Origin of the sequence: Enterococcus wangshanyuanii (assembly GCF_002197645.1) — a bacterium.
GTDB lineage: Bacteria > Bacillota > Bacilli > Lactobacillales > Enterococcaceae > Enterococcus_L > Enterococcus_L wangshanyuanii.
In genome coordinates this window covers 1,965,974-1,981,332 of the sequence record NZ_CP021874.1, presented here as the reverse complement: position 1 = coordinate 1,981,332, position 15,359 = coordinate 1,965,974, and the positions used below count along the sequence as shown (strand labels likewise).

At 37.4% G+C, this 15,359-nt stretch carries 15 protein-coding genes and 1 riboswitch; of the genes, 13 read left to right on the top strand and 2 right to left on the bottom strand.

The window, feature by feature from the left end; genetic code table 11:
* Positions 1-13: 13 nt before the first annotated feature.
* The 11 genes from CC204_RS09695 (at position 14) to CC204_RS09645 (ending at position 9,697) form a co-directional block, all read left to right on the top strand.
* The gene (locus CC204_RS09695) at positions 14-388 is read left to right on the top strand and encodes an LPXTG cell wall anchor domain-containing protein (RefSeq protein WP_088269985.1); all 375 of its coding nucleotides are present in this window, start codon (positions 14-16) and stop codon (positions 386-388) included.
* The gene (locus tag CC204_RS09690; RefSeq protein WP_088269984.1) at positions 385-1,194 is read left to right on the top strand and encodes a WxL domain-containing protein; all 810 of its coding nucleotides are present in this window, start codon (positions 385-387) and stop codon (positions 1,192-1,194) included. The genes CC204_RS09695 and CC204_RS09690 overlap by 4 nt, the downstream gene beginning before the upstream one ends.
* Positions 1,195-1,238: 44 nt before the next feature.
* Positions 1,239-2,012 (top strand): WxL domain-containing protein, encoded by a 774-nt coding sequence (locus tag CC204_RS09685; RefSeq protein ID WP_088269983.1) that lies wholly within the window; start codon positions 1,239-1,241, stop codon positions 2,010-2,012.
* Between the two features lie 116 nt (positions 2,013-2,128).
* Positions 2,129-3,199, top strand: coding sequence for a WxLIP family cell surface protein (locus CC204_RS09680; protein ID WP_088269982.1), 1,071 nt, complete (start codon positions 2,129-2,131; stop codon positions 3,197-3,199).
* Between the two features lie 31 nt (positions 3,200-3,230).
* On the top strand, positions 3,231-3,893 hold the full coding sequence (locus CC204_RS09675) for a hypothetical protein (RefSeq protein WP_088269981.1): 663 nt from the start codon (positions 3,231-3,233) through the stop codon (positions 3,891-3,893).
* Positions 3,894-3,905: 12 nt separating this feature from the next.
* Positions 3,906-4,625 (top strand): signal peptidase I, encoded by a 720-nt coding sequence (gene lepB / locus CC204_RS09670; RefSeq protein ID WP_227011125.1) that lies wholly within the window; start codon positions 3,906-3,908, stop codon positions 4,623-4,625.
* A gap of 105 nt (positions 4,626-4,730) precedes the next feature.
* Positions 4,731-4,847: riboswitch (SMK box riboswitch) on the top strand.
* Positions 4,845-6,032, top strand: coding sequence for a methionine adenosyltransferase (gene metK / locus CC204_RS09665; RefSeq protein ID WP_088269980.1), 1,188 nt, complete (start codon positions 4,845-4,847; stop codon positions 6,030-6,032). (Overlaps the previous riboswitch by 3 nt.)
* 17 nt (positions 6,033-6,049) lie before the next feature.
* Positions 6,050-6,235 carry a hypothetical protein gene (locus CC204_RS09660; protein ID WP_088269979.1) on the top strand — a complete coding sequence of 62 codons (186 nt, stop codon included), beginning with the start codon at positions 6,050-6,052 and terminating at the stop codon, positions 6,233-6,235.
* Between the two features lie 143 nt (positions 6,236-6,378).
* Positions 6,379-7,833 (top strand): MDR family MFS transporter, encoded by a 1,455-nt coding sequence (locus tag CC204_RS09655; protein WP_088269978.1) that lies wholly within the window; start codon positions 6,379-6,381, stop codon positions 7,831-7,833.
* Between the two features lie 195 nt (positions 7,834-8,028).
* Complete coding sequence (locus tag CC204_RS09650; protein WP_088269977.1) at positions 8,029-8,661, top strand: LysE family translocator; 633 nt, start codon at positions 8,029-8,031, stop codon at positions 8,659-8,661.
* A 235-nt stretch (positions 8,662-8,896) separates the two neighbouring features.
* Positions 8,897-9,697 carry an alpha/beta hydrolase gene (locus CC204_RS09645; protein WP_088269976.1) on the top strand — a complete coding sequence of 267 codons (801 nt, stop codon included), beginning with the start codon at positions 8,897-8,899 and terminating at the stop codon, positions 9,695-9,697.
* Between the two features lie 21 nt (positions 9,698-9,718).
* Here the strand turns inward: CC204_RS09645 and CC204_RS09640 are convergent, their stop codons facing one another.
* Positions 9,719-10,366, bottom strand: coding sequence for a TetR family transcriptional regulator (locus CC204_RS09640; protein WP_088269975.1), 648 nt, complete (start codon positions 10,364-10,366; stop codon positions 9,719-9,721).
* 236 nt (positions 10,367-10,602) lie between these two features.
* Between CC204_RS09640 and CC204_RS09635 the strand changes: the two genes are divergently transcribed.
* Positions 10,603-12,303 carry an ABC transporter ATP-binding protein gene (locus CC204_RS09635; RefSeq protein WP_373285357.1) on the top strand — a complete coding sequence of 567 codons (1,701 nt, stop codon included), beginning with the start codon at positions 10,603-10,605 and terminating at the stop codon, positions 12,301-12,303.
* A 2-nt stretch (positions 12,304-12,305) separates the two neighbouring features.
* Complete coding sequence (locus CC204_RS09630) at positions 12,306-14,075, top strand: ABC transporter ATP-binding protein (protein WP_088269973.1); 1,770 nt, start codon at positions 12,306-12,308, stop codon at positions 14,073-14,075.
* A gap of 83 nt (positions 14,076-14,158) precedes the next feature.
* On the opposite strand, the gene CC204_RS09625 is transcribed toward CC204_RS09630, so the two are convergent.
* Positions 14,159-15,289, bottom strand: coding sequence for a tyrosine-type recombinase/integrase (locus tag CC204_RS09625; protein ID WP_088269972.1), 1,131 nt, complete (start codon positions 15,287-15,289; stop codon positions 14,159-14,161).
* Positions 15,290-15,359: the final 70 nt, after the last annotated feature.

The following is a 15,359-nucleotide window of genomic DNA, read 5'->3' as shown; positions in this document are numbered from 1 at the left end:
AGATTTTTAATCAATGAAAAAAAGAATCAAGTATATGATCCTCTCCTTTGCTTTTGTATTGACGTTAGCAGTCGCTTATCCATTGAATGCTGCGGCCAATACCAATGGAGGAGAATTGAAAACAGACGGTGTGATCAGCTTTTATGAAGATAGTTCTTCAACAGAACCAACAAGCACTACGCCGCCTTCATCAACGACAGAACCATCATCTGTACCAGAACCTTCAACAAGCGAACCTAAGGTGGTAAAACCTGTTGGACGTTATCCAAGTACAGGTGAGATGGTAAAAACTAGTCTTGTTTTTACCGGAGCGGCTTTAATAGTCATTGGATTACTTCTATTCTTATGGAAACGTAAGAAAGAAAATGAAGGGCGGGATAAACGATGAGAAAAAGCCGATTACTGATCCAAGCTCTCATTGTACCGCTTACTGTAGTTGCTTCATTAGCAGGTGCATCCAGTCATGCTTATGCAGAAACAGAATCAATCAGTGGACCTGGAACAATCAAATTCGAAGGAGAATATCCTCAGAATATTGTGGATCCTGAAAAACCAGGTGAAATCGTTGATCCGGGTGAAACTCCTCAACTTTCAGGAGATTTACGGATTGATTTTGTACCAAAAATAGATTTCTATCAGAATAAAATTTCTGATAAAGATGAGGTCTATTATGCAAATGCACAAAATTTCTTTGGTGCAACTAAGGCTAGAGGTAATTTTGTTCAAGTCACAGACTTGAGACAAAAACCGACTGGCTGGACACTGCAGCTTCGTCAAGAAATGCAATTTACAAATAACGATGCAAAAAACAAAGAAATCAAAGGGGCAATGCTTTCTTTGGATAAATCTTGGGTAAGTTCAACCAAGGACCTTAGTGAAGCGCCTCAACTATCAAAAGAAATCATCAACATAGACAATGTTGGCGCTTCGTATAACTTAGCGCAAGCGAATACGGGACAAGGCAGCGGAACTTGGACGATTTCCTTCGGAGCCTCTGAAGAAAATAATGCGAATCAAAAAAATACGCTAGAGCCAAGACTAGACAAAGACGGACAAGCAGTATTAGACTCTGTTTTTGATCAAAAGCCTGTGTACCAAAACAAAGCAGTTTCATTGTCGATACCGGGAACAACAATGGTTGATCCGGTACCTTATACTACGGTGTTAACTTGGATATTAGCCGAGTTGCCATAAATAAAAAAACACACGCAAACATACAATACTAGGAGGAAACACACATGAAAACAAAAACATTATGTTCAGTAGCATTATTAGCAGTAGTAGCAGCAGGCTTAGCTTTACCAGCAGGAGCAAATGCTGAAGCAAAATCTCAAGCAGCAAAAGGAACAATGACATTTACAGAAGACAACGATCCTAAAGACGTAGTTGACCCAGAAGATCCTGATAAACCAATCGTAGATCCTAAAGAACCAATCATCGTTAACCCAGATCGTGGTTCATTCAGTATTGATGCAGTAACTGAATTAAATTTTGGTACTGATAAAGTAAAAGCTTTCGCATCTAACCCTGAGTACTTCGCAGCAGCTATTCCAACAAAAAATGCTGATGGCGATATCACTCGTGGTAACTTCGTACAATTTACAGACGTACGTGGTACTGCAAACCATAAATATACTGTAAGTGCACAATTGACTAAACAATTTGAAGCGAACGGAACTGCTGATACTTTCTTGAAAGGTGCTACAATTGATTACTCAAATGCAGCAATCACTTCTGCAGACCCAGCAGCACAATGGCCAGCAACTACTGTTGCAGGATTCCAATTAGCAGCTGATGCAGCTGGAACAGGCGCTGGAGCTTCAGTACCAGTATTAACAAATTCAGATGCTTCTAAAGGTATCGGAACTTACACAATCGAATTTGGTCAATACGGCGACGGAACTGCTGATACAACAGCTGACTCTGTTAAATTAACTGTACCAAACACAAACATTTTACTAGCTGATACTTACACAGCTGAAATCACTTGGTCAATCGCTGAAGTATTATAATTCAAACGAATTAAACTGGATTATAACATGGATGTTTAGCTAGTCATGTTTCAAAAGAATGGCGAGACAGAAGCAATAATACTTCTGTCTCTGCCTTTTTAAAGAGAGGGATATCGATGAAGAAAAATAAGCTATTATTTTTACTAGTAACAATTATCATAGCAACACTTCTGCCGATCAACGCTTATGCAGAAGATAGCAGTAGCGGTAACGCAACTGGATTTACATATGAAGCAATCAAACCTGATAACCAAAGAGATACTGGTGCAGGATATTTTGACTTAAGAATGACTCCGGGACAAAAACAAACGGTCAAAATCAAAATCAAAAATTTAGCTGCCGAAGAAATCGAAGTCTCTGTAAAACTCAATGGAACAAAAACAAACGCTAATGGTGTAGTTGAATACGGACCAACGACGATCAAAAAAGATAAATCGTTGAAGTATGATTTTGAAAAAATTGTTTCAGCACCGGAAACAGTGAAAGTACCTGCAAAAAGTGAACAAGATATCGACATAGAAATCAATATGCCAGAAGCGTCTTATGATGGGATGATCGCTGGTGGTATTCAGCTTCAAAAAGTTGAAAAAGAAAATAAAAGTGAACCAAAAAAAACTGGAGTTATCAACAAATATGCATATGTAATTGGGATGATTCTAACGGAAACAGATAAAGAAGTACAACCAAATTTAGAATTAAATAAAGTCTATGCAGACTTAAACAATTTTAGAAATACTTTCTTTGTTAATTTTTCTAATGTGGAGCCAGCGTACTTAGAAAATATGACGACACAAGTTCAAATCATGAAAGATGATAGCGATGAAGTATTATATGAAACAAAACGTTCAGGTATGAGAATGGCGCCTAATTCATTGATCAATTTTCCAGTAAGTATGGAAGGCGATCGGATGATGCCTGGGAATTATCGTGCTAAAATCCTTGTAACAGCTGGAGACAGAAAATGGAACTGGGATGAAAAGTTTAAAATTACAGATGAAGAAGCAGACAAATTCAATAATCAGGATGCTGGACTAGAAGATGTCCAAACATTCAACTGGCAATTGATAGCAGGAATTGTTGGTGGTATCGTTGCGCTGGCAGTGATCATTTTTATCGTTATCAGAACGATCAGTAAAAAGAAACAAGCGAAGAAAAAACAGGCAAGAAAAAAGAAATCTAGAAAATAACTAAAGATGGAGAAAGTGAGGAGGTAAAGAAATGACGATATTAGATTGGTTTTTTATTATTTCTTTGTCTCTAGCCAGTATCGGACTAGTATTTTCAGGTATTTCATTTTATCTGATGGCTCAAACGAAGAAGGCTTTAAAGAAAGTAAAGAAAAGAAAAGTTAGTAAGAAAAAGCAAAAACAAAAAAAGCGTAAAGTCAGAGAACTTATTAAGACAAGTAAAAAACAGCGCAACTGGGGAATTTCTTTAAGTATCGTCTTTTTAGCTTTCGGTTTAGCTGCTGGTTATTCTTTGTATTATCAGGCTATGCATTTAAGTCAGAAAGATTCTAAAGCTGTCGTCCAAGGTTATTATTTGATGGATAATCTAGAGAATGAAATGAAAACAGCGAAGACAACAGAAGAAGAAGTAAAATCTGGGAAAAATATTAAATTATTGGCAGGTCAATTTTCTAGTTATGGTATTTATAAAGCTACAGTCAGAAATAGTGAAGCTGGGCAAAAGAAATTAAACAAATACTATAAATCAATGAAAGAATTGGGAATCAATTTATCTTCTCAACCAAATGATTTCTTCAAAAATGAAACGTTATTAAATGAGTTTGAAACGGACTTGGCTGCAGTTAAGAAAAATCACGAGGAAGTTGTCAGCTACTTTAATATTAATGAAAATGCGTTGGTAAATAAAAAATAGTTTGGTGATTTCATGAAAAAGACCACTCATAAACAAAAGAATCGAGCAGTCAAAAGGAAGTCAGAACAAAGAAAACCAGCCGCTGGCAGGAAACCGCAAAACGTTAAAAAGGTGAAGTCACAAAAAAAGAATGTCCGACCTGCTAAACGGAAAAATAAGAAAGTAAATAAACGAAAAAAAAGACTTAGAAAAATGAAAATTCTTTTTTTTGAAATCGCATTGACTCTTGTGGTAACGATAGGAATCTTATATGTACTTTCTCTGTTTACCTTTTCGTTTGCTAAAGTAGAGGGATATTCTATGAGTGATACGCTGGAAGATGGGGAAGTTGTTGTTGTAAACAAATTATCTAAAATTAAGCGTTTTGATCTTGTCTATCTTAAAGTACCAAAGTCGAAAGATAAATCAATACGTAGAATTATCGGCCAACCTGGTGAAAGCTTATATTATAAGAACGGCCAATTATTTATTAACGAGCAAGAAAAAGATGAAGCCTTTATCGGTGATTACAAAAATCAGTTTGAACAAGATGGAATGCTCTATACGGAAGATTTTACGCTAAAATCACTGACGGGAAACCCAACGATCCCTAAAGGCAAGTATCTTGTTTTAGGAGATAATCGTCCTTATGCGACAGATAGTCGGTACTATCAGTTAGTGGATGAAAAAGAAATCATCGGAAAAGTTGAAATGAGAGTACTGCCGCTTCATAAATTACAGCGAGTGAAATGATGATAGGAAAAGCATCTGATGTTCTAGTGAATGTTGGATGTTTTTTTGTTACAAAATAAAGTCAGTTAAAAAGCAAGTTTTTTCCTTTGATATCTGTTATACTGGGAATGTTACAAGTTCCCGAAAGGATTTGTTTAGCTTCATTTGAGAGCATATGTGATGTTTCGATAAGTTAAATAAAGATGCCTTGTAACCGAATATAACTAGGGGGAATACATTATGACAGAGAGACATTTATTTACATCAGAGTCTGTTTCAGAAGGGCATCCGGATAAAGTAGCCGATCAAGTAAGTGACGCCATTTTAGATGCCATTTTAGAGCAAGACCCGCAGGCACGTGTAGCATGTGAAACAAGTGTAACAACAGGGTTAGTTTTAGTTTTTGGAGAAATATCGACAACTGCTTATGTGGATATCCAAAAAATCGTTCGCCAAACATTAAAAGATATTGGTTATACTCGAGCAAAATATGGCTTTGATGGAGATACAGTAGCCGTTCTTGTTGCTATTGATGAACAATCACCAGATATTGCTCAAGGTGTGGACGATGCTCTTGAAACACGCGGAGACAAGGATGCCAAAGATGATATTGGAGCTGGAGATCAAGGCTTGATGTTTGGTTTTGCAGTCGATGAAACGCCAGAGTTGATGCCTTTACCTATTTCATTGAGTCATCAGTTGGTTCGCCGATTATCAGAGTTACGCAAAGAAGAAACGCTACCTTACTTGCGACCTGATGCGAAATCACAAGTGACAGTGGAATATGATGAACAAGGGAAACCGAAGCGTGTGGATACTGTAGTAATCAGTACACAACATGATGAAGAAACGACGCTGGAGCAAATTCAAAAAGATGTGAAATCGCTTGTGATCGAACACGTGATTCCAGCTGATTTATTAGATGAAGAAACAAAATATTTTATTAATCCGACAGGCCGTTTCGTTATCGGCGGACCACAAGGAGATGCCGGTTTGACTGGACGTAAGATCATCGTAGATACCTATGGTGGTTACGCTCGTCATGGTGGCGGAGCTTTTTCTGGAAAAGATGCAACGAAAGTTGACCGATCAGCAAGTTACGCCGCTCGCTACATTGCTAAAAACATTGTAGCTGCTGGACTAGCAGAAAAAGCTGAAGTTCAATTAGCTTACGCAATCGGCGTAGCACAACCCGTATCGATTTCAATCAATACCTTTGGTACCAGCAGTGTACCAGAAAGTAAATTGATCAAAGCAGTAAGAGAAAACTTTGATCTACGTCCGGCAGGAATCATCGAAATGCTTGATTTACGCCGTCCAATCTACAAACAAACAGCAGCATATGGTCATTTTGGTCGTACAGATATCGAACTACCTTGGGAGCAGACAGACAAAGTCGAAGCAATCAAAGCAAGTTTAGGTGAGTAACAGAGGCGGCGCTACTAATGAAAATTAGTGGCGCTGTTTTGCTGCGAACCACCGCGACTGGCTTTGCCAGAGCGGATGATGAGCAGTACTTGGCGAGCAAAGGGAGCGAAGTCACCATACTAGAGAATCACGTCAAGGCTGGTAAGGATAAAAAAAGCTCAAAGCAGACTCAGCTTGCCAAAAGAAGCCGCCAAAACGGATGATGAGTAGTACTTAGGAAGTAACCACAGCAAATACATTCAGCGAAAAAAGCACTATTTTACAAAACTACATAAGCAGTAGAGTAGTAAAAAATAACTGTCACATAATAAGCGAAGCATTATTTTTAATTAAAGGATGGAGATATATGGAAAGAAAAACAAATGTCAAACTTGTAACGATCAGCGTGTTCGTTGCAACATTTATGACCGCAATCGAAGGAACGATCGTTTCAACAGCGATGCCAACGATCGTTGGATCGTTACATGGTATGGAAATCATGAATTGGGTTTTTTCAATTTATTTATTAACAAATGCGATGTTAACACCGATTTATGGAAAATTAGCCGATAAAATCGGTCGGAAACCGATTTTTATGATAGGTATTATTATTTTTATTATTGGTTCGTCTCTTTGTGGATTGGCTCAAAATATGATCACTTTGATCATTGCTAGAGCGATTCAGGGAATTGGAGCTGGAGCGATCATGCCAGTTGCATTGACGATTCTTGCAGATATTTATTCAATTGATAAGAGAGCGAAAATGCTCGGATTAAATAGTGCGGCTTGGGGGATTGCCAGTATTTTTGGACCTCTTGCAGGTGGTTTCATCGTTGATACTGTTGGTTGGCATTGGATATTCTTTATTAATGTTCCGATCGGTCTAGTTTTATTAGGATTGATTGCGTACTTTTTAGTAGAACCAAAAAGGGAACAAAATAAAGTACCAATGGACTTATTAGGCAGCGTAATGTTGATGCTGGTCTTATTGACTTTATTACTAGGATTTCAATTGATAGGTGATGACGGATTTGGTATCAAGGTATTTCTTTGTTTAGGAGCGTCTATTCTATTCTTTATCAGTTTCATTTTTGTTGAAAAAAGAGCAAAGGATCCTGTGATCGATCTAAAATTATTTAAAAATTCTACATTTGTGATCGTGAATATCGTAGCTGCTCTGATCAGCGGTTTTTTGATGGGTGTGGAAGTTTATATCCCGATGTGGATGCAAGGTGTTTTAGGTAAAAGCGCGGGCCTTGGTGGTCTTGTTTTAGCTCCAATGTCGATTTTATGGATGGTCGGTTCTTTTATTGCTAGCTCATTGATGGAGAAGCATACGACTAAAAAAGTGTTAACGATCGGTTTGACAATTACTCTGATAGGTGGGATTTTCTTAGTGCTGGTGCCTGTATCGATTTCATTTATCTGGTTCTTTGCTATTTCTTCGGTACTAGGAATTGGTTTTGGGATTACGATCACTACGACAACGGTCAATGCTCAAAGTAGTGTAGATCCTTCTGAAATGGGTGTAGCAACTTCTTTCAATACACTGGTTAGAACAATTGGTCAAACGCTTATGGTATCTATTTTTGGTGTGATCATCAATGCAGTGACAACGGCAGAGCTTGCGAAAAGTTCTTTAAATGTTGATCCTGATGTGATGAACAAGTTAGTGAACCCGCATACCGCAAATACGATCTCAGCGGAGTTATTGGAACCATTACGAGGGATGTTATATGCTGGACTTCATAATGTTTATATTGTAGGGATCGGTTTGATTATAGCTGCAATGGTTTTAAATGCACTTGTGAAGAAAAAATAGTTGAGTAGGAGACTGAGACAAAAGTCGATCAGGTTCGACCAATTGGAATAAAAAACGAAGAACTTGATGTTTGATCACCCTTTACCATGTTTAGAGTGCGAAATAAAACTGATTTTTAGTTTGATCCCGCACTCTATTTTTTACTTTTTAAAGGAGTAATTTATTGTTATACTGTCCAAAAGGAGTGATACATTTATGGGAATTATTAACTTCGGTACGTTCATTGTTTCAGCTATTTTATTAAACTTGATTCCAGGCTCTGATACGATTTATATTTTGAGTAAATCGGCACTTGGTAGTAAACGCCAAGGAATCATCTCTGTTTTTGGTATTTCATCGGGGATTTTAGTCCATACTATTTTGGCAGCTGTAGGATTGTCTGCTGTTTTGATGACTTCAGCGATGGCTTTTAATACTATGAAATGGCTCGGTGCTGGCTATTTGATCTATTTAGGCATTTCCTCGATCTTAAAAAAAGAACCTTTGATGGACGTAAAAGAAGGACAAACGACAACAGATTGGCAAGTGTACAAACAAGGATTGATGACAAATGTATTGAATCCTAAAGTAGCATTATTTTTCCTCTCTTTACTGCCTCAGTATGTGGATGCAAATGCTCAGTCAGGTTCACTCCCATTTTTGGTTTTAGGGATCACTTTCGTGTGTACAAGTACAATTTGGAGTTTAGCGATCGCTTATGGTGCTTCTTTTTTTGTAGGTCTGTTCAATAAAAATGATTACATGAAAAAGGCGACAAATAAAATTGCCGGATGTATTTATATTTGCTTAGGATTGAACCTATTAAGAGCTACAGCGAATACTAATTGATTCTTTATAAAAAACTCTTGAAGAAAGCAAAAATTGAACAAAGAAAAGTCATAATTGATTTGTATGATAGATACATACCAACACAAAACAACTTATAACAAACATTTTTTCATTGTTAACTCCTCCCCTGGGACCTAGTCAAAGAGATTTGGCTAGGTCCCTATTTTTTGTTGTAGATTCTCATTTAATCAAAAATAGTGCTACAATAGAAGAAAAGAAAAATGGGGGATGCTGGATGGCTTTTTTGCAAGCAAATGTTTATTCCAATATATTGGAAATGGAAGTGTCACTGAATGTCGTTTTACCACAAAAGACAGAGAAAAAAATAGGGACAGCAACACAAGGCAACTTTTCTGATGTTCCTGTTTTGTATTTACTGCATGGAATGGGCGGAAATCATAGTGTTTGGGAGCGGCGTACATCGATCGAGCGTTATGTTGCTGATTTGGGCTTGGCGGTAATTATGCCGTCTACAGATTTAGGTTGGTATACAGATACCACCTACGATATGAAGTATTGGACATTTATTGCAGATGAATTACCAGAAATTTGTCATGAGTTATTTCCACAGCTAACGAGAAAAAGAGCCAAGACATTTGCTGCAGGATTATCGATGGGCGGCTATGGTGCGTTGAAATTAGGCTTAGCAAGACCGGAAAATTTTGCAGCAGTAGCATCTTTATCAGGTGCAGTGAATCTTGCTGATCGACCAGAAGATTTATTAGGACTTAAGGGAAAAAGTTACTGGGAGGGAATTTTTGGACCATTGGAGCAAATGAAAGGCTCGGTAAATGACCCAATGTTTTTATTGGAGCAGTTAGTAGAAAATAAAAAAGAAGTGCCAGAAATTTTTCTTTGCTGTGGGGAAGAAGATCCGCTTTTATATGGAAATAAAGCGATGGCTCAGGCATTAAGTGAGCATACTATTGCTTATACATTTGAAACGGGACCGGGAAATCATGATTGGATTTTCTGGGATCAATGGATTCAACGTGTGTTGGCATGGCTGCCAATCGAATCTGAAAAAGAAGCTTAGACTTTTGTCTAAGCTTCTTTTTCAGATTAGCGGATCAAGTCCGTTTAAAAAAACACGCAATGTTTTCATAAAGAAGTCTTTTTGCTTTTCAGTTCGTCGATAATCAATGCTTTCACGGATATTGTCCAGTTCTTGTTCTTGGACATACTGCTTCATTAAGATGATCTGACGTTTTAAGTAATCATCACCAGCGATGACTTTATTATATAATTTTTGTTCTTCAGTTGAATCTAGTAACATACCAAACAATAGGTGCTGCATGGAAGTCACTGTCATATAACTTAGCTCGATAGAAAAGCCAGCTTCTTTGAGAATCCCTAACATCGCATCTAAATTTTTTAACCGACTGGGATAAGAAGGGATAGTCAAGATTTCTATTTCTAAAGCGCACGGGTATTGTTGATAAAGTTCATAATAATTTTCCATATAAGCATAAATTGTTTCTTTCCAACCCTGTTGAGGTTTTGGAGGAATAAAATGGTTTTCGATCTCTTCGGCCATACTTTGCAGCAAGGCTTGTTTATTTTCTACATGCCAGTAGATCGCTGGGGCTTGAACACCCAGTTTTTTGGCTACTTTCCTCATTGAGAGTTTGTCTATTTCAGGCGTTTCTTTCAATAATTGAAAGGCGGCTTGAATGATTTTATCTTTTGATAATTTTGACTCCATTTTTCTCATCCTTCTACTAAAAAAATCTAAGCGAACTCCTTGAATTCCACTGCTAAAAATGGTACATTGGTATGCAACCTAATTTTACAGTGTTAAATTAGAGGAATACAGTGATGTGTTCGTGTCTCGCTCATTTACTTATTTCATATCATAACACTAAATGCACACTTAAAGGTAGACTATGTATTGATTAGGTTAGTTTTATAAAGGAAGTTGGGGATTACGTGAGTATTATTATGGAACACGTCAAAAAGTACAAGTTGGAAGTTTCCATAGCTTTGATTACAGTTATTATCATGGTTATGTCGGCGTTGTGGCAGCCCAAACTATTACAGCAAGTGTTAGAAGCAATTATAAAAGATGATAAAGGACAAATTAAGGAACTAGGATTATATCTGATCGGTATTGCAGGGTTAGGGTTGATCGCAGGTGTCTTCAACACGATCTTTTCAGCAAAAGTTGCTCAAGGGGTGAGTGCAGATATTCGTGAAGCGACCTTTCGTAAAATCCAAACCTTTTCATTTGGAAATATCGAAGAATTTTCAGCAGGTAATTTAGTTGTTCGTTTAACGAATGATGTGACCCAAATTCAAAATGTGATCATGATCGCTTTACAATCTTTGTTTAGAATCCCGATTTTATTCATCGGTAGTTTTATTTTAGCGATGATGACGCTGCCGCAGTTATGGTGGGTCATTATTTTATTGGTGGTTGCAGTTTTTATCATTACACTCTTGTCGTTCTCTCAAATGGGCAAACACTTTATGATCATCCAAACCTTGATCGACAAAGTGAATGGCTTAGCAAAAGAAAACCTTTTAGGTATTCGTGTCGTTAAATCCTTTGTTCAGGAAAAAAATGAATTAGACCGTTTTAGTAAAGTCAGTGATGATTTGACGAAGCACAATTTAATCGTTGGAACATTGTTTTCTGTGATGATTCCATCCTTTATGCTAGCAGCGAATTTAGCAGTCGCTGGATCGATCTTTTTAGTGAGTGATCTTGTGAAAGATGATCCGACCGTTATTGGCGGGATTGCTTCATTCATGAGTTATTTGATGCAGATCATGATGGCGATCATTATTGGCGGCATGATGATGATGATGACATCACGTGCGGCTGTTTCGATCAAACGAATCAAAGAAGTCATGGATACTGTTCCGGCACTCACCTATAAAGACGTACCAGAGCAAAATCTAGATGGCAGCGTTGTATTTGACCATGTTAGCTTTCGTTATCCTGGAGATGAATCCGATACGTTGAAAGATGTTTCTTTCTCGATCAAGCCAGGTGAAATGATTGGGATCGTTGGGGCAACAGGTGCTGGTAAATCGACATTAGCGCAATTGATTCCACGTCTATTCGATCCTTCAGAAGGAACCGTTGAAGTTGGCGGTGTCGATCTAAAAGAGGTCAATGAAGGAAGCTTGCGGAAAACCGTTTCCTTCGTGCTACAAAAAGCGATTTTATTTTCTGGAACGATTTCACAAAATTTACGCCAAGGGAAAAAAGATGCTGATGAGGCAGACATGACTCGTGCAGCTGAAATTGCTCAGGCAAAAGAATTTATTGAAAAGCTAGCATTACAGTACGAAGCGCCTGTTGCGGAACGAAGCAATAATTTTTCCGGCGGGCAAAAGCAGCGCTTGTCGATTTCACGTGGTGTGATCGGCGATCCAAAAATTTTGATCTTGGATGATAGTACCAGTGCATTGGATGCTCGTTCTGAGCGTCTTGTTAGAGAAGCGTTGGATAATGACTTAAAAGATACGACAACAATTGTAATTGCGCAAAAGATTTCTTCTGTCGTTCATGCTGACCGTATTTTAGTATTAGACAAAGGACAGTTAGTCGGTGAAGGAACGCATGAAGAATTAGCTAAGACAAATGCGATTTATCAAGAAATCTATGAAACACAAAAAGGGGAGGAGGATTAAGAATGACTGATTTAGTAAGAGCAAGTAAATTCTTTTTTCATTATTTAAAACGTTATAAGATTTCCTTCTTCTTTATTTTTGTGACGATCATCATAGCTACTTACTTGCAAGTTAAAGCTCCGCAGTTTGTCGGTGAAGCGATTCAAGAGCTGGCAAATTATGTAGGCGCCTTGATGCAGGGAACAGATGATAAAAGCAAGTTTATCGATATTATTTGGAAGCTACTGATTTTCTATGTATTGACTAGTGCTGCGAATTTTATTTACAGTATTCTGTTTACACAGGTCGTTGGAAAGTCAACGAACCGCATGAGAATTGGTTTATTCAATAAATTGGAAAAATTGACGATCCGCTTTTTTGATTCTCATCAGGATGGCGAAATCTTAAGTCGTTTTACCAGCGATTTAGATAATATTCAAAATAGCTTGAATCAAGCGTTATTGCAGGTTTTGACGAATGCGGCATTATTTGTCGGGATTTTGATCATGATGTTCCGTCAAAACGTTCAACTTGCTTGGGCGACGATCGCTTCTACACCTGTTGCGATTTTGATTGCTGTAATTGTTATCAGCAAAGCGCGTAAATACGTCGATATCCAGCAAGATGAAGTTGGTAAACTAAATGGGTATATGGATGAAAAAATCAGCGGTCAACGTGTGATCATCACTAACGGCTTACAAGAAGAAACCATCGATGGTTTTCTTGAGCACAATGAGACAGTTCGTAAAGCAACCTTTAAAGGGCAAGTCTACTCAGGATTATTATTTCCGATGATGCAGGGAATGTCTCTTGTTAACACGGCCATCGTGATTTTCTTTGGTGGCTGGTTAGCATTGAATGGAGATTTGGAGAAGACAGTTGCTTTAGGTTTAGTAGTTACTTTTGTTCAATACTCTCAGCAATATTATCAACCATTGATGCAAATATCTTCAGGATATAGCATGATCCAGTTAGCGATCACTGGTGCAAGACGCTTAAATGAAATGTTTGATGAGCCGGATGAAATCAATCCTAAAGACGGCAAGGAAATTTCAGGCGTTAGTGATTCTGTTGCTTTGAATCAGGTTGATTTCGGGTATGATCCTGAAATTCCTATTTTGAAAAATGTTTCGATCAATGTAAGCAAAGGTGAAATGGTTGCTTTAGTAGGTCCGACAGGTTCAGGAAAGACAACGATCATGAACTTGTTGAATCGTTTTTATGATGTCGATAGTGGTTCGGTTACCTTTGACGGTACAGATATTCGCGAAATCGATCTAGATAGTTTACGTTCACATGTTGGGATCGTTCTACAAGATTCAGTGTTATTCTCTGGTACGATCCGAGCAAATATCGCTTTCGGAAAACCGGATGCAACGGACGAAGAGATCGTTGCTGCAGCGAAACAAGCCAATATCCATGAGTTCATCATGGCTTTGGAAAAAGGCTATGATACTGAAATAACAGAAGAAAATAATGTCTTTAGTACCGGTCAAAAACAATTGATCAGTATCGCTCGTACGATCATCACGGATCCGGCATTATTGATCCTGGATGAAGCAACGAGTAATGTAGATACTGTGACAGAAGCGAAAATCCAAAAAGCAATGGATGAAGCAATCAAAGGTAGAACCAGCTTTGTTATTGCTCACCGCTTGAAAACGATCTTAAATGCAGATCGCATCGTTGTCTTGAAGAACGGTGAGGTCATTGAAGAAGGAAATCATCGTGAACTATTAGAGCAAGATGGTTTTTATGCAGAGCTTTACCATAATCAATTTGTTTTTGAATAATAAAAGACCTAACTCTTTATTTAATAAGGGTTAGGTCTTTGTTTTTTTATTTTACGATGCGTAAAGGGGCAAGAAAGGGGCAACTATATTTCAATCTCACTTAACTTCTCTATCAAATGGCTCTGCATGTTCTTTGTTGTATGGGTATAGATTTTTAATGTTGTTTTAGAATCTTCATGACCTACTCTATCCATAATCGCTTTTAGTGGTATCCCCAATTCGGTTAATAGAGAGATATGAGAGTGTCTAAGCATATGCGAAGATACTTTCTTATCAATCCCAATAGATTTTGCACAAGTCCTTAAAGTTAGGTTATAGGCCTGTATAGAAAGCGGGTTGCCATTCTTACTAATGAAAATATATTTGTATGGGTTGACAATATCAGAATTAATTGAGCTATTTTCGTTTATTAAGAAATCCAAAATATCTATGGCATTTGCTGGTAAGTCAATCGTTCTGTATGATCCTGTGTTTTTTGTGGTCGTTTTAGTTCCAGTGTCATAATCATATGTCCCTGAAACTGTAATTCTATCTCCAATGTAGTCTGATTCCGTTAGAGCTGCAAGTTCACCATATCTTAGTCCAGTCAGGAATAAAAACTTGGTTATCAAAGAATATCTATTTTGTTGATAGTTTTTTTCTTGTTCTTCAGATAAAAGAAGGATGTCTTCTTTTGTTAAATATCCCTCTTTCTCTTTTTGTATATCTTCTTTCGTCTTTGGCTTCTTTGACAGTGAAACTCCATTAATTGGATTATATTCAAGACCGTAACGTCTATTAGCGAATTTGAAAATCATGCCCACAAATGTTTTTAAATGGTTCACATAATTATACGACAAGTTTTTTTCAAAGTAATAGTGATCTAGCATATCTTGAATCATGTTGCTTGTAATGTTTTTTACCAGAACATCATCCGCTATGTAATCGGAAATTTTCGTAATAAAAACCGAAGTTGTTTTATAGGAACTTGCTTTGACAGTAGGTTTGTATTTTTCGTCCCACTTTGTTTTTAGTTCACCGAAGGTTACAGGTAATGCTTCAGTTACTTCTAACTTGTCTTGTATCTTCTTGCTAAGAATAAGGTTCGCTTGGTTCCATGCTTGTCTTGATCCACTAGTAAGTGTAACGGAAACCTTTTTCTTTTTTTCTGTTAGCGGGTCAATATAACGCTCAACATATTTGAATTTCTTTTCATCAATTTGTTCAACCCACATGTTGTATCACTCCTTGTATTTTGATACAATAGACACAACTAAATAAGCCTATTGTGGTTTTATTTTTAAC

Coding starts and splice junctions, on each gene's coding strand:
- CC204_RS09695 (WP_088269985.1), top strand. CDS start 14: ATGAAAAAAAGAATCAAGTATATGATCCTCTCCTTTGCTTTTGTATTG.
- CC204_RS09630 (WP_088269973.1), top strand. CDS start 12,306: ATGACTGATTTAGTAAGAGCAAGTAAATTCTTTTTTCATTATTTAAAA.
- CC204_RS09625 (WP_088269972.1), bottom strand. CDS start 15,289: ATGTGGGTTGAACAAATTGATGAAAAGAAATTCAAATATGTTGAGCGT.
- CC204_RS09690 (WP_088269984.1), top strand. CDS start 385: ATGAGAAAAAGCCGATTACTGATCCAAGCTCTCATTGTACCGCTTACT.
- CC204_RS09645 (WP_088269976.1), top strand. CDS start 8,897: ATGGCTTTTTTGCAAGCAAATGTTTATTCCAATATATTGGAAATGGAA.
- CC204_RS09660 (WP_088269979.1), top strand. CDS start 6,050: ATGAAAATTAGTGGCGCTGTTTTGCTGCGAACCACCGCGACTGGCTTT.
- metK (WP_088269980.1), top strand. CDS start 4,845: ATGACAGAGAGACATTTATTTACATCAGAGTCTGTTTCAGAAGGGCAT.
- CC204_RS09680 (WP_088269982.1), top strand. CDS start 2,129: ATGAAGAAAAATAAGCTATTATTTTTACTAGTAACAATTATCATAGCA.
- CC204_RS09675 (WP_088269981.1), top strand. CDS start 3,231: ATGACGATATTAGATTGGTTTTTTATTATTTCTTTGTCTCTAGCCAGT.
- CC204_RS09655 (WP_088269978.1), top strand. CDS start 6,379: ATGGAAAGAAAAACAAATGTCAAACTTGTAACGATCAGCGTGTTCGTT.
- CC204_RS09650 (WP_088269977.1), top strand. CDS start 8,029: ATGGGAATTATTAACTTCGGTACGTTCATTGTTTCAGCTATTTTATTA.
- CC204_RS09685 (WP_088269983.1), top strand. CDS start 1,239: ATGAAAACAAAAACATTATGTTCAGTAGCATTATTAGCAGTAGTAGCA.
- lepB (WP_227011125.1), top strand. CDS start 3,906: ATGAAAAAGACCACTCATAAACAAAAGAATCGAGCAGTCAAAAGGAAG.
- CC204_RS09635 (WP_373285357.1), top strand. CDS start 10,603: ATGGAACACGTCAAAAAGTACAAGTTGGAAGTTTCCATAGCTTTGATT.
- CC204_RS09640 (WP_088269975.1), bottom strand. CDS start 10,366: ATGGAGTCAAAATTATCAAAAGATAAAATCATTCAAGCCGCCTTTCAA.